The sequence below is a fragment of the Phenylobacterium sp. genome, assembly GCF_041916435.1.
GTDB lineage: Bacteria > Pseudomonadota > Alphaproteobacteria > Caulobacterales > Caulobacteraceae > Phenylobacterium.
The window spans coordinates 331,595-346,257 of record NZ_JAYRZM010000007.1 but is presented as its reverse complement, the minus strand read 5'-3'; the positions used below and the strand labels follow the sequence as shown (position 1 = coordinate 346,257).

The window sequence follows — 14,663 nt, the reverse complement described above, 5'->3', positions numbered from 1 at the left end:
TCGCGCCGCCCGTCTTCGCAAGCGTCATCGTGATCGCCGCCGTCAGCGTCGTCTTGCCGTGGTCCACGTGACCAATCGTGCCAATGTTGCAGTGCGGCTTGTTCCGTTCAAACTTCTCTTTGGCCATTTCAAGCTCCAGCCCTGTTTGGGCTTGTCCTCTTAACTAGGGATGGAAAACGGTTAGGCGTACTTCTTGATCACTTCGTCGGCGACGTGGCTCGGCACCGTGTCGTAGTGATCGAACTGCATGGTGAACTGAGCCCGGCCCTGAGACATCCCGCGCAGGGTGTTCACATAGCCGAACATGTTCGCCAGCGGGACGAAGGCGTTGATGACGATGGCGTTGCCGCGCACGTCCTGCCCCTGGATCTGCCCGCGGCGGCCGTTCAGGTCGCCGATCACCGAGCCGAGATATTCCTCGGGGGTGACCACCTCGACGCCCATGATCGGCTCGAGCAGCTTCGGCGCCGCCTTCTCGCGCAGTTCCTTGAAGGCCGCGCGCGAGGCGATTTCGAAGGCCAGCACCGAGGAGTCGACGTCGTGGAAGGCCCCGTCGATCAGGGTCGCCTTGAAGTCGATCAGCGGGAAGCCGGCCAACAGGCCGTTGTCCTTGGCCGATTCCAGACCCTTCTGGACGCCGGGGACATATTCCTTCGGCACCGCGCCGCCGACGATCGCACTTTCGAAGACGAAGCCCGAACCCGGCTCGCCCGGCTCGAACACCAGCTTGACGCGGGCGAACTGGCCCGTACCGCCGGTCTGCTTCTTGTGCGTGTAGTCGATCTCGGCGCGCTTGCCGAGGCTTTCGCGGTAGGCCACCTGCGGCGCGCCGATGTTGGCCTCGACCTTGTAGGTGCGCTTCAGGATGTCGATCTTGATGTCCAGGTGCAGCTCGCCCATCCCCTTCAGGATGGTCTGGCCGGACTCGTGGTCGGTCGACACGGTGAAGGACGGGTCCTCGGCGGCCAGCTTGGCCAGCGCCACGCCCAGCTTCTCCTGGTCGGCCTTCGACTTCGGCTCGACGGCGATCTCGATCACCGGCGCCGGGAACTCCATGCGCTCCAGGATCACCGGCGACTTGTTCGGATCGCACAGGGTGTCGCCCGTGCGGGTCTCCTTCAACCCGGCCAGGGCGACGATGTCGCCGGCGTAGGCTTCCTTGATGTCTTCGCGGTTGTTGGAGTGCATGAGCAGCATGCGGCCGACCCGCTCGCGCTTGTCGCGCGTCGAGTTCATCAGGCTCATGCCGCTTTCCAGCTTGCCCGAGTAGATACGGCAGAAGGTCAGCGAGCCCACGAAGGGGTCGTCCATGATCTTGAACGCCAGGACCGACAGCGGCTCGTCGTCGGACGCCTTGCGCTCGACCTCGGCCTCGGTCTTGAAGTCGATGCCCTTGGTCGGCGGGATGTCCACCGGCGACGGCAGGTAGTCGACCACGGCGTCCAGCAGCGGCTGCACGCCCTTGTTCTTGAACGCCGAGCCGCAGAGGATCGGGTAGAAGGCGCCGGTCAGCACCGCCTTGCGCAGGCAGGCCTTGATGGTTTCCTCCGACGGCTCCTCGCCGCCCAGGTAGGCTTCCATGGCGTCGTCGTCGAGCTCGACGGCGTTCTCGATCAGGTAGTTGCGGGCTTCCTCGGCCTTTTCCTTCAGGTCGGCCGGGATCTCTTCGTCGCGGTAGTTCGCGCCCAGGCCGTCATTGTCCCAGACCACGGCCTTCATGCGCACCAGGTCGACCAGGCCGCGCAGCGCCGATTCAGCGCCGATCGGCAGTTGGATCGGCACGGCCTTGGCGCCCAGGCGGTCGCGGATGGACTCCACCGACTTGTCGAAGTCGGCGCCGAGCTTGTCCATCTTGTTGACGAACACGATCCGCGGAACCTTGTACTTGTCGGCCTGACGCCAGACGGTCTCGGTCTGCGGCTCCACGCCGGCGTTGCCGTCGAGCACGGTCACCGCGCCGTCGAGCACGCGCAAGCTGCGCTCCACCTCGATGGTGAAGTCCACGTGCCCGGGGGTGTCGATGATGTTCAGGCGCTTGCCGTTCCAGAACGCGGTCGTCGCGGCCGACGTGATGGTGATGCCGCGCTCCTGCTCCTGCTCCATCCAGTCCATGGTGGCCGCGCCGTCATGGACTTCGCCGATCTTATGGCTCTTGCCGGTGTAGTAGAGGATCCGCTCCGTCGTCGTCGTCTTGCCCGCGTCGATGTGGGCCATGATTCCGAAGTTGCGGTAGTCTTCGATTTTGTGCGTGCGAGGCATAGCGGCAAGCTCTGCAAAAAGGGGCGTTCGGGCCGGCTGAACGAACGGCGCGGGCGGTTTAGCTCAAACCGCCCGCGCCGGAAAGCGATGGATGATCGATCTTACCAGCGGTAGTGCGAGAACGCCCGGTTGGCTTCCGCCATCTTGTGGGTGTCTTCGCGCTTCTTGACGGCGGCGCCACGGTTCGAGGAGGCGTCGAGCAGTTCGCCCGCCAGCTTCTCGGTCATGGTGTTCTCACCGCGGTTGCGCGCGGCGTTCACCAGCCAGCGGATGGCCAGCGCGCGGCGGCGGTCCGGGCGGACTTCCACGGGCACCTGATAGGTCGCGCCGCCGACGCGGCGGGAGCGGACTTCGATCGAGGGCGAAACGTTGTCCAGGGCGGCGTGGAAGGTCTCCAGCGGGCCCTGGTCCTTGCGCTTGGCTTCCAGGATGTCGAAGGCGCCGTAGAGGATGTTCTCGGCGACAGCTTTTTTGCCTTCGTACATCACGTAGTTCATGAACTTGGTGACGACGAGGTCCCCGAACTTCGGATCGGGCAGGACTTCACGTTTCTCGGCGCGGCGGCGGCGGGACATGTCTTATATTCCTTACTTCGGACGCTTGGCGCCGTAGAGCGAACGACGCTGCTTGCGGTCCTTGACCCCTTGGGTGTCGAGCACGCCGCGCAGGATGTGGTAGCGGACGCCCGGAAGGTCCTTCACGCGGCCCCCGCGGATGAGCACCACCGAGTGCTCCTGCAGGTTATGGCCTTCGCCGGGGATGTAGCACACCGCTTCGATGCCCGTGGTCAGGCGCACCTTGGCGACCTTCCGCAGAGCCGAGTTCGGCTTCTTCGGCGTCGTCGTGTAGACGCGCGTGCACACGCCGCGGCGCTGCGGGCAGCCCTTCAGGGCCGGGACCTTGTTCCGCGTCGGTTTGTCCTGACGCGGCTTGCGGATGAGCTGGTTGACTGTCGGCATCTATTCTCTTGCTCGATGAGGCGTGTGCCGTGTGGCCGAAGCGCCTCGGGGTCCTTGTTGTCGTCGATTTCCGAGGCCGCCGTCTGAACGCGAAAACTCGCCGGCACGCGCCAAGCTGCGTTCCGGCGGGCGGTATGTCCTTGGAGGGACTTCCGGTTCATCGGGACTGGGGACGAATCCCCGGCCTCGAAAGGAGCGCGGTTCATACTCGCGAAGGGCCCCTGCGTCAACGGCGGCGAATTACGACGCCATTGACGGCCGCCGTCAGACTAGGCCGCAAAAGCGCCGCCCTGGCCGACGCAGTTTCGGCACGCTCGGCAAGGGATGATCCGACATGCGCGAACGGCGGCGGCTGCACGCAGCCCTCCTGGCCGTTTCGGCCGCGATCCACGTCCTGGTCCTGTCCGCCCTGGCCCTGTCCAGGGGCTCGACGCCGCAGATCCCTCCCCCGCCGCCAATCCTCCAGGTGCAGATCGCGCCGGCCTTCCTGCCGCCGCCGAAGGCCGCGCCGCGGCCCAAGCCGCTGGAGCGGCCGAAGCCGCGCGCCCCGAAGATACGTCCGGCCCGGCGGCCCGACGAACCGGCGCCCGTCGCCCCGCTCCTCATCCCCTCCCCCGCGCCCGCCGCGGCCGCGGCGCCGGCGGCGCTGGACGAGGCGGTGCGCAACGCCCTGAGGAACGGCGCGCCGGGCTGCGCCGACGCCAAGGCCCTGCGCCTGGACAAGCGCGCCCAGGACCGCTGCCTGGAGCGCCTGGGCGCGGGCGCCAAGGACGCCCCCTTCTTCCCCGCCCCGCTCTCCAAGGAGAAGCAGGCCGCCTTCGACGAGGCGGCCGAAGCCAAGGCGAACTGCCGCAAGTACCGGCAAGGCATGCCCCCCGGGCTGGAGCCCTCCGACAGCGGCATTCCGGGCCTGGGCTACGTCCCCAAGCTGCGCCACGGCGCCTGCTAGGCGCAAAAAAAGCCCCGGCGCGGAGGGGCGCCAGGGCTAAGGGGGAGCTTGCGATGGGCTGGGCGGCCGCCTCAGGCGGCGATCACGTGCCCGCCGGCGGTCAGGGGCGCTTCCAGGGTGGCCCAGTCGATGGCGCCGTCGTGTTTCAGGTTTTCGAACTGCAGCACGCCCAGTTCCTCGAACTTCGGGCGGATCTTGTCGGTCAGCAGGCCGACCCGCTTCAGGTTCGGGATCATGCGTTCGAAGAGGAAGGTGCGGAACGCCCGGCCGCCCTGGCTGGCGTTGTTGATCTCCAACGCCTCCTCCTCGGTGAAGCCGAACTCCTGGGCCACCGTGGTGGAGACCAGCCGGTTGCGCATCACCACGCAGGCCTCGTAGGCGAACTGGGCGCGCTCCTCGATCTCCTCGGGCGGCAGGGCCCGGATCCAGTCTTCGAGGTAGTTCACGCCGAAGGCCACGTGGCGGCCCTCGTCGCGCATGACGAGCCCGACGATGTCGCGCAGCAGCGGATCGTGAGTGGTCTGGTGGATCGTCTGGAAGGCCGCCAGCGCCAGGCCCTCGATCAGCACCTGCATGCCGATGAACTTCAGGTCCCAGCGCTCGTCGGTGAGCACCTTGTCGAGCAGGAACTTCAGGCTCGGATTGATCGGATAGATCATGTGGCACCGCTCCATCAGGTAGCGGTGGAACACCTCCACGTGGCGGGCTTCGTCGAAGGTTTGGGAGGCGGCGTAGAGCTTGGCGTCATGGGTCGGCGCGCAGCTCACGAGCTGCGAGGCCACCAGGAGCGCGCCCTGCTCGCCGTGCAGGAACTGCGACAGCGTCTGGGCCGTGGTGCGCCGCTGGAACTCGATCCGCTGCTCGGGCGTCAGCTTGGCCCACTTGGGATGGCTGGCGAAGCCCTCGGGGCCCTCGGAGTCGGCCTCCTCCTTCGGATAGGGCTGGCTCCAGTCGACGTCGAGCTCGACGTTCCAGTTGAAGCGCTTGCCGAGCTCGTAGAGCCGCCGGATCTTCGAGTTGGCGTTCTCGTAGTCCCAGTTGTACGAGCCGGTCAGCGGCGTCTTGAAGATTTCGCGGATGGTTTCGACGTCGTGGTCGGTCAGGCGCTTGGCCAGTTCGTCCTCGTCGAAATACTGGACTTCCGTAGGCGGTCCCTTGACCACTTGAACGTGCAGCATGGCGGTCTTCCTTCCCTGATCCGGCGGAACCGCCGGTTGGACACCACCATAAAGATGACGCAGGCGTCATCTTTGACTCAGATCAAATCGGCCGTTCTTTCCGCCCCCGCCGGATAGCAAAACGGCCCGGGATCGCTCCCGGGCCGTCTGCTTGTTTCGCCTCGCGGGCGGAGGATCAGACCTCCACCTGCTCGCCGGCGGCCTCCTGGGCGATCACGTCCGGAAGCGGCTCCATGGCCTCTTCGCGGCTCGCGGTCAGGGCCTCGTCGCGCTTGGCGGCGATGCGCTGCAGGGTGCGCAGGTAGGAGCCCGTGCCCGCCGGGATCAGGCGACCCACGATCACGTTCTCCTTCAGGCCCTCCAGGGTGTCGGACTTGCCCTGCACCGAGGCCTCGGTCAGCACGCGCGTCGTCTCCTGGAACGAGGCTGCGGAGATGAAGCTGCGCGTCTGCAGCGAGGCCTTGGTGATGCCGAGCAGCACCGGCTGAAGCACGGCCGGACGACCGCCGCGGGCTTCGGTCTTGGCGTTCTCCTCGTCCACCTCGACCTTGTCGAGATGGTCGCCCTTGAGCAGCCCGGTGTCGCCGGGCTCGAGGATTTCGACCTTCTGCAGCATCTGACGGACGATCGTCTCGATGTGCTTGTCGTTGATCGGCACGCCTTGCAGCCGGTAGACCTCCTGGATCTCATTGACCAGGAAGTCGGCCAGCGCCTCGATGCCCTGGATGCGCAGGATGTCGTGCGGATCCGGGTTGCCGTCGATGAGGTATTCGCCCTTGCGGATGATGTCCCCGTCGTGGACCGCGATGTGCTTGCCCTTCGGGATCAGGAACTCGACCGCCTCGCCGCCGTCCTCCGGCGTGATCTTGATCCGGCGCTTGTTCTTGTAGTCCCGACCGAACTCGACCCGGCCGTCCATCTCGGCGATGACCGCGCAGTCCTTCGGACGGCGCGCCTCGAAGAGTTCGGCCACCCGCGGCAGACCGCCGGTGATGTCCCGGGTCTTGGCGCTTTCGGTAGGCATCCGGGCCATGACTTCGCCGGGCTTCACCTCGTCGCCGTCGCCGATCGACAGGATGGCGCCCACCGGCAGCAGGTAGCGGGCCTCGCCGCCGTTGGACAGGCGCTTGTAGGCGCCGGTCTCGTCGACCACGGCCATGGCCGGACGCAGGTCCGAGCCCTTGGTGGAGGCGCGCCAGTCGATGACCACGCGGTTGGAGATGCCGGTCGCCTCGTCGGCTTCCTCGCGCACCGACACGTTCTCGACCAGGTCCTCGAAGCGGACGCGGCCGCCCACTTCGGTGATGATCGGGGTCGTGTAGGGGTCCCATTCGGCCAGGCGCGCGCCACGCTTGATGGTGTCGCCGTCCTTGACCTTCAGGCGCGCCCCGTAGGGCGGCTTGTAGGACTCGCGCTCCTTGCCGTCGACCTGGACGGTGATCTGCAGGTTGCGGCTCATGCACACCAGCTCGCCGTCGGCCGCCATCACGGTGTTGCCGCCGCTGATCTTCACCACGCCGTTGTTGGCGCTTTCGAAGAACGACTGCTCGGCCACCTGGGCGGTGCCGCCGATGTGGAAGGTCCGCATCGTCAGCTGGGTGCCCGGCTCGCCGATCGACTGGGCGGCGATGACGCCCACGGCCTCGCCGATGTTCACCGGCGTGCCGCGCGCCAAGTCGCGGCCGTAGCAGGCGCCGCAGACGCCGATCTTGGCCTCGCAGGTCAGCACCGAGCGCACCTTCACCGAGGTCACGGCCGCCGCCTCGATGGCGTCGACCATGTTCTCGTCGAGATAGGTGTCGGCCGGGATGATCACCTCGTTGGTGGCCGGATCCTTGATGTCCTCGGCCGCGAAGCGGCCCAGCACCCGGGCGCCCAGCGAGACCAGCACGTCGCCGCCTTCCACCACGGCGCGCAGGGTGATGCCCCGCGTGGTGCCGCAGTCTTCCTCGGTAATGATGCAGTCCTGCGCCACGTCCACCAGACGGCGGGTCAGGTAACCCGAGTTGGCGGTCTTCAGCGCGGTGTCGGCCAGGCCCTTACGGGCGCCGTGGGTGGAGTTGAAGTACTCCTGGACGGTCAGGCCTTCCTTGAAGTTGGAGATGATCGGCGTTTCGATGATCTCGCCGGAGGGCTTGGCCATCAGGCCGCGCATCCCGCCAAGCTGTTTCATCTGGGCCTGCGAGCCGCGGGCGCCGGAGTTGGCCATCATGTAGATGGAGTTGATCTCCGCCTGGCGGCCCGTGTCCGGGTCCACCGGAGCGCTGGAGATTTCGGCCATCATCTCGTCGGCCACGCGGTCGGTGGCCTTGGCCCAGGCGTCGACGACCTTGTTGTACTTCTCACCCTTGGTGATCAGGCCGTCGGCGTACTGCTGCTCATACTCCTCGACCAGCTTGCGGGTCTCTTCGACGATCGGCGCCTTGCGGGCCGGGATGACGATGTCGTCCTTGCCGAAGGAGATCCCCGCCTTGGCCGCCTCGCGGAAGCCCAGGCCCATCATCTGGTCGGCGAAGATGACCGTCGCCTTCTGGCCGCAGTGCCGATAGACCGTGTCGATGAGGTTGCCGATCTCCTTCTTGGTGAGGTTCTTCTCCAGAAGGCGATGGCCGACCGCCGGGTGCTGCGGGAACAGCGCGGCGATCTTCATCCGGCCGGGCGTGGTGTCGATCACCTTGGTGACGAGCTCGCCCTCGGCGTTCATCTCGGTGTAGCGGGCCTTGACCTTGGAGTGCAGGGTCACCGCGCCCGCGTCCAGCGCGCGGTCGATCTCGGCCAGGTCGCCGAACAGCTTGCCCTCGCCGGGCTCGTTGTCCTTGGCCAGCGACAGGTAGTAGAGCCCCAGAACGATATCCTGCGACGGCACGATGATCGGCCGGCCGTTGGCGGGCGACAGGATGTTGTTCGTCGACATCATCAGGACGCGCGCTTCGAGCTGGGCTTCCAGCGAAAGCGGCACGTGCACGGCCATCTGGTCGCCGTCGAAGTCGGCGTTGAAGGCTGCGCAGACCAGCGGGTGAAGCTGGATCGCCTTGCCTTCGATCAGCTTGGGCTCGAACGCCTGGATGCCCAGGCGGTGCAGGGTCGGGGCGCGGTTCAGGAGCACCGGGTGCTCGCGGATCACCTCGTCCAGGATGTCCCAGACCGCCGGCTGCTCGCGCTCCACCATGCGCTTGGACTGCTTGACGGTGCCCGACAGGCCCTTGGCGTCCAGCCGCGCGTAGATGAACGGCTTGAACAGCTCCAGCGCCATCTTCTTGGGCAGGCCGCACTCATGCAGCTTCAGCTCCGGGCCCACCACGATGACCGAACGGCCCGAGTAGTCCACGCGCTTGCCGAGCAGGTTCTGGCGGAACCGGCCCTGCTTGCCCTTGAGCATGTCGGCGAGCGACTTCAGCGGACGCTTGTTGGCGCCGGTGATCACCCGGCCGCGGCGGCCGTTGTCGAACAGGGCGTCGACGGCTTCCTGCAGCATCCGCTTTTCGTTGCGGATGATGATGTCCGGCGCGCGCAGCTCGATCAGGCGCTTCAGGCGGTTGTTGCGGTTGATCACCCGACGGTAGAGGTCGTTCAGGTCCGAGGTGGCGAAACGGCCGCCGTCCAGCGGCACCAGCGGGCGCAGCTCGGGCGGGATCACCGGGATGACCGACAGGATCATCCACTCGGGCTTGTTGTTCGACTCGATGAAGCTCTCGATCAGCTTCAGGCGCTTGGACGCCTTCTTGAGCTTCATTTCCGAGGTGGTGGTGAGCAGCTCCTCGCGAAGCTTCTCGGCCTCCTTGTTCAGGTCGATGGCCCTGAGCAGGCCCTGGACCGCCTCGGCGCCGATCTCGGCGGTGAAGCTGTCGTCGCCGAACTCCTCCTGGTAGCGCATGTAGTCGTCTTCCGAGAGCAGCTGGTGCTGCTTCAGCGGGGTCAGGCCCGGCTCGGTGACGATGTAGTGCTCGAAGTAGAGCACGCGCTCGATGTCCTTCAGCGCCATGTCCAGCATCATCGAGATGCGGGACGGCAGGCTCTTCAGGAACCAGATGTGGGCGACGGGGCTGGCCAGCTCGATGTGGCCCATCCGCTCGCGGCGGACGCGCGCGAGGGTGACCTCGACGCCGCACTTCTCGCAGATGATGCCCTTGTACTTCATGCGCTTGTACTTGCCGCACAGGCACTCGTAGTCCTTGGTCGGACCGAAGATGCGGGCGCAGAACAGGCCGTCACGCTCGGGCTTGAACGTGCGGTAGTTGATCGTCTCGGGCTTCTTGATCTCGCCGAAGGACCACGAACGGATCTTTTCGGGGCTCGCCAGCGCGATACGGATGCGGTCGAAGGTCGGAGCGGCCTGGACCGGATTGAAGATGTTCAGGACTTCCTGGTTCATCGGATATCCAGTTCGTCAGAAATTTCGGTGGCGAAGCGGGAGGAGCTGACGGCCCCTCCCCTCGCATGGCTCGGTCGGCTAGGCCGCGATCAGCTGTTCTCCAGCTCCACGTTCAGGCCCAGAGAACGCATCTCCTTGACCAGCACGTTGAAGCTTTCCGGAATGCCGGCCTCGAAGGTGTCGTCGCCGCGGACGATGGACTCGTAGACCTTGGTCCGGCCGGCCACGTCGTCGGACTTCACCGTCAGCATCTCCTGCAGGGTGTAGGCGGCGCCGTAGGCTTCCAGGGCCCAGACCTCCATTTCCCCGAAGCGCTGACCGCCGAACTGGGCCTTGCCGCCCAGCGGCTGCTGGGTGACCAGGCTGTAGGGGCCGATCGAACGGGCGTGGATCTTGTCGTCCACCAGGTGGTGCAGCTTCAGCATGTAGATGTAGCCGACCGTGACCGGACGCTTGAACCGCTCCCCGGTCTGGCCGTCGTAGAGGTACGACTGACCGGACCGGTCGAGGCCCGCCCGTTCGAGCAGGTCCTCGATGTCGCCGATGTGCGCCCCGTCGAACACCGGGGTGGCGAAGGGCACGCCCTTGGCGAGGTTGCGGCACAGCTCGACGAGCTCTTCGTCGCTCTCCGGCAGCTCTTCCTGCGGGCCGTAGACCTCGGTCAGGTGGTCGATCAGCGCCTGACGCTGCCCGCCGTTCTGCCAGGCCTCCAGCATCGCGGCCACTTCACGGCCGAGGCCGGCGGCGGCCCAGCCGAGGTGGGTCTCGAAGATCTGGCCGACGTTCATCCGCGAAGGCACGCCCAGCGGGTTCAGCACGATGTCGACGTTGGTGCCGTCCTCCAGGTAGGGCATGTCCTCGATCGGCAGGATCTTGGAGATGACCCCCTTGTTGCCGTGACGGCCGGCCATCTTGTCGCCCGGCTGCAGCTTGCGCTTCACCGCCACGAACACCTTGACCATCTTCATCACGCCGGGGGGCAGCTCGTCGCCGCGCTGCAGCTTGTCGACCTTGTCCTCGAAGCGGCGGTCCAGACGCTTGCGGGCCTCGTCGAACTGGCGGCGCAGAGCCTCCAGCTCGCCCATGGCCTTCTCGTCGTCCAGGGCGATCTGCCACCACAGGCCGGGGGCGATCTCCTCCAGCTTCTCCAGGGAGATCTCGCCGCGGCCCAGGCCCTTGGGCCCGGAGACGGCGGTCTTGCCGACCAGAAGCTGGCGCAGACGCGCGGTCATGTTGCGGTTCAGGATGGCGAACTCGTCGTCGCGGTCCTTGCCCAGGCGGTCGATCTCGGCGCGCTCGATGGCCAGGGCGCGCTCGTCCTTGTCGACGCCGTGACGGTTGAACACGCGCACTTCCACGATCGTGCCGGCCACGCCCGGCGGCAGGCGCAGGGACGTGTCGCGCACGTCGGAGGCCTTTTCGCCGAAGATGGCGCGCAGGAGCTTTTCTTCCGGCGTCATCGGGCTTTCGCCCTTCGGCGTGACCTTGCCGACCAGGATGTCGCCCGGCATCACCTCGGCGCCGATCGCCACGATGCCCGCTTCGTCGAGGTTGCGCAGGGCTTCCTCGCCGACGTTGGGGATGTCGCGGGTGATCTCTTCCGGGCCCAGCTTGGTGTCGCGGGCCATGACCTCGAACTCCTCGATGTGGATCGAGGTGAAGACGTCATCGCGCACGATGCGCTCGGAGATCAGGATCGAGTCTTCGAAGTTGTAGCCGTTCCAGGGCATGAACGCGACGAGCGTGTTGCGGCCCAGGGCCAGCTCGCCCAGCTCCGTGGACGGGCCGTCGGCGATGACGTCGCCGGCCGCGATCTTGTCGCCCACCCGCACCAGCGGACGCTGGTTGATGCAGGTGGAGGTGTTGGAGCGCTGGAACTTCTGCAGGCGGTAGATGTCGACGCCCGGCTTGGTGGGGTCGGTCTCTTCCGTCGCGCGCACGACGATGCGGGTGCCGTCGATCTGCTCGACCACGCCGGAGCGGCGGGCCACCACCACGGCGCCGGAGTCCACCGCCACGATGGCCTCCATGCCGGTGCCCACGAGCGGGGCGTCCGACTGGATCAGCGGCACGGCCTGCTTCTGCATGTTCGAGCCCATCAGGGCGCGGTTGGCGTCGTCGTTCTCAAGGAACGGGATCAGCGAGGCGGCGACGGAGACGACCTGCTTGGGCGACACGTCCATCAGGTCGACGGTGTCCTTGGGCAGCAGCGAGGGCTCGCCGTTCACCCGGCCGGGGACCAACTCGCCGACGATCTCGCCGTCCTTCAGCTCGATGTTGGCCTGGGCGATGACGTGCTTGGCCTCTTCCATCGCCGACATGTAGACCACCTCGTCGGTGGTCTTGCCGTCCTTGATCCGCCGGTACGGGCTTTCGATGAAGCCGTACTTGTTCACCACCGCGTGGGTGGCCAGCGAGTTGATCAGGCCGATGTTCGGGCCTTCCGGCGTCTCGATCGGGCAGATCCGGCCGTAGTGCGTCGGGTGCACGTCGCGCACCTCGAAGCCGGCGCGCTCGCGGGTCAGACCGCCCGGGCCAAGGGCCGACAGGCGGCGCTTGTGGGTGATCTCCGACAGCGGGTTGGTCTGGTCCATGAACTGCGACAGCTGCGAGGAGCCGAAGAACTCCCGCACGGCCGCGGCCGCCGGCTTGGCGTTGATCAGGTCGTGCGGCATGACCGTGTCGATATCGACCGAGCTCATGCGCTCCTTGATCGCCCGCTCCATGCGCAGCAGGCCGACGCGGTACTGGTTCTCCAGGAGCTCGCCCACCGAGCGGACCCGGCGGTTGCCCAGGTTGTCGATGTCGTCGATCTCGCCGCGGCCGTCGCGCAGGCCGACCAGGGTCTTCAGCACCGCCAGCACGTCGTCCTTGCGGACCACGCGCACGTCGTCGGGGCAGTCCAGCTCCAGGCGCATGTTCATCTTCACGCGGCCGACCGAGCTGAGGTCGTAGCGTTCGGAATCGAAGAACAGCGACTTGAACATCGCCTCGGCCGCTTCGACCGTCGGCGGCTCGCCCGGACGCATCACCCGGTAGATGTCGAACAGGGCGTCTTCGCGGGCGGTGTTCTTGTCCACGCGCAGGGTGTTGCGCATGTACGGCCCCACCGAGACGTCATCGATGTCGAGGACGTTCAGGGTGGAGAAGCCCTGCTCCTCGAGCGAGGCCAGCAGCGGCGCGTCCAGCTCGTCGCCGGCTTCGGCGTAGATCTCGCCGGTCTGCATGTTGACGAGGTCGCTGGCCAGGTAGCGGCCGGTGAGCGCCTCGGGCGCCAGCAGCAGCGTCTTCAGGCCGTTGTCGGCGAAGCGCTTGGCGTTGCGCGCCGAGATCTTCTGGCCGGCCGGGGCGATCTCCTCGCCGGTGTCGGCGTCGATCAGGGCGAACTCCGGCTTCACGCCGCGCCAGCGCTCGGGCTTGTAGGGCGTGGCCCAGCCGCCTTCGCGCTTCTCGAAGGGAACGGCGTCGTAGAACGTCGAGAGGATTTCCTCGCCGTCCATGCCCAGCGCCATCAGGAAGGTGGTGGCCGGCAGCTTGCGGCGCCGGTCGATGCGCACGAACACGATGTCCTTGGCGTCGAACTCGAAGTCCAGCCAGGAGCCGCGGTAGGGAATGACGCGGGCGGCGAACAGGAGCTTGCCCGAGGCGTGGGTCTTGCCCTTGTCGTGGTCGAAGAAGACGCCCGGGGAGCGGTGCATCTGGGAGACGATGACGCGCTGGGTCCCGTTGACGATGAAGGTGCCCTTCTCCGTCATGAGCGGGATGTCGCCCATGTAGACGTCCTGCTCCTTGATGTCCTTCACGGAGCGAGCGCCGGTTTCCTCATCGGTTTCAAAGACGATCAGGCGCAGCTTCACCTTCAGCGGCGCGGCGAAGGTCATGTCGCGCTGGACGCATTCCTCGACGTCGTACTTCGGCTCCTCGAACTCGTAGGAGACGTACTCGAGCACGGCGCGCTCGTTGAAATCCTTGATCGGGAAGACGGACTTGAAGACCGCCTCGATGCCCTCGTCCCGGCGCTCGGCGGGCCGGACTTCGCGCTGCAGGAACTGTTCGTAGGACGACCGCTGAACCTCGATCAGGTTCGGCATCTGGACGGCCTCAGGGATGCGGCCGAACGACTTCCGGATCCGCTTCTTGCCAGTGAAGGACTGCGCCATATTTTTCCCTTAGCGCGCGCGGAAGCTGGACTTCCGGCGCTGATCGTTTGCATCCTGCGTCCACCCTCGGCCTCCCTTGCGGGAGGAGGACGCGGAAAGCCCCTGTCTCGTCAGGGGCGCTCCTTCGCACGGCCGGAGGGCGGCGGGCCATGCCTCGGAGCTTGCACGCGCGACGAATCGCGTCTCGACGAAAATTTCGCGAAGCACGCGAGATAGGCGCTTTGCAAGCGGAAGCCAAGTCCTTTTGCACAGAATTTTTCCGCGCGACGTCCCGGACGACCCGTGCAGGCGCGCCGAACGAAAAAGGGCCGGGGATCGCTCCCCGGCCCTTCGGAAATTCAAAGCTGCTGACGCAGCCCAGATCACTTGACCTGGACGGAGGCGCCGGCTTCTTCGAGCTTCTTCTTGATCTCTTCGGCTTCCTGCTTGGAGATGTTTTCCTTGACGTTCTGCGGGGCGCCTTCGACGAGGTCCTTGGCTTCCTTCAGACCGAGGTCCGGACGGACGGCGCGGACTTCCTTGATCACGTTGATCTTCTTGTCGCCGCCGGCGGTCAGCACGACGGTGAATTCGGTTTGCTCTTCGGCGGCTTCGGCCGGAGCGGCGGCGCCGGCGCCGGGCATGGCGGCCATGGCCACCGGAGCGGCGGCGGAGACGCCCCACTTTTCTTCGAGCAGCTTGGAGAGCTCAGCGGCTTCCAGCACGGTCAGGGCGGAGAGGTCTTCGACCAGCTTTTCGAGCTTCGACATGATGATGTGTCCTTAGAGGTAAGATGTGGTGTCGGGG

The 14,663-nt window shown here is 66.4% G+C and carries 9 protein-coding genes; 1 reads left to right on the top strand and 8 read right to left on the bottom strand.

The window, feature by feature from the left end; genetic code table 11:
* The 4 genes from ACE3TA_RS20995 to rpsL form a co-directional block, all read right to left on the bottom strand.
* Positions 1-127 (bottom strand): GTP-binding protein (locus ACE3TA_RS20995; RefSeq protein ID WP_374576293.1); only part of this gene is annotated, 127 nt, incomplete at its 3' end.
* Positions 128-180: 53 nt separating this feature from the next.
* Positions 181-2,259 (bottom strand): elongation factor G, encoded by a 2,079-nt coding sequence (gene fusA, locus ACE3TA_RS20990; protein WP_374576287.1) that lies wholly within the window; start codon positions 2,257-2,259, stop codon positions 181-183.
* 101 nt (positions 2,260-2,360) lie between these two features.
* On the bottom strand, positions 2,361-2,834 hold the full coding sequence (gene rpsG / locus ACE3TA_RS20985) for a 30S ribosomal protein S7 (protein ID WP_374576286.1): 474 nt from the start codon (positions 2,832-2,834) through the stop codon (positions 2,361-2,363).
* A gap of 12 nt (positions 2,835-2,846) precedes the next feature.
* Positions 2,847-3,218 carry a 30S ribosomal protein S12 gene (rpsL, locus tag ACE3TA_RS20980; protein ID WP_091738989.1) on the bottom strand — a complete coding sequence of 124 codons (372 nt, stop codon included), beginning with the start codon at positions 3,216-3,218 and terminating at the stop codon, positions 2,847-2,849.
* Between the two features lie 334 nt (positions 3,219-3,552).
* Here rpsL and ACE3TA_RS20975 point away from each other — a divergent pair, with 334 nt between their 5' ends.
* The gene (locus ACE3TA_RS20975) at positions 3,553-4,167 is read left to right on the top strand and encodes a hypothetical protein (RefSeq protein WP_374576285.1); all 615 of its coding nucleotides are present in this window, start codon (positions 3,553-3,555) and stop codon (positions 4,165-4,167) included.
* 71 nt (positions 4,168-4,238) lie between these two features.
* Here the strand turns inward: ACE3TA_RS20975 and ACE3TA_RS20970 are convergent, their stop codons facing one another.
* The 4 genes from ACE3TA_RS20970 to rplL all read right to left on the bottom strand — a co-directional run bounded on the left by ACE3TA_RS20970 (position 4,239) and on the right by rplL (position 14,626).
* Positions 4,239-5,345: a ferritin-like domain-containing protein gene (locus tag ACE3TA_RS20970; RefSeq protein WP_374576284.1), complete on the bottom strand. Its 1,107-nt coding sequence runs from the start codon at positions 5,343-5,345 to the stop codon at positions 4,239-4,241.
* 175 nt (positions 5,346-5,520) lie between these two features.
* Positions 5,521-9,717: a DNA-directed RNA polymerase subunit beta' gene (gene rpoC, locus ACE3TA_RS20965; protein ID WP_374576283.1), complete on the bottom strand. Its 4,197-nt coding sequence runs from the start codon at positions 9,715-9,717 to the stop codon at positions 5,521-5,523.
* Between the two features lie 89 nt (positions 9,718-9,806).
* Complete coding sequence (gene rpoB, locus ACE3TA_RS20960; RefSeq protein ID WP_374576282.1) at positions 9,807-13,877, bottom strand: DNA-directed RNA polymerase subunit beta; 4,071 nt, start codon at positions 13,875-13,877, stop codon at positions 9,807-9,809.
* 362 nt (positions 13,878-14,239) lie between these two features.
* Entirely contained in the window at positions 14,240-14,626 is a 387-nt protein-coding gene (rplL, locus tag ACE3TA_RS20955; protein ID WP_374576281.1) for a 50S ribosomal protein L7/L12, read from the bottom strand.
* Between the last annotated feature and the right edge of the window lie 37 nt (positions 14,627-14,663).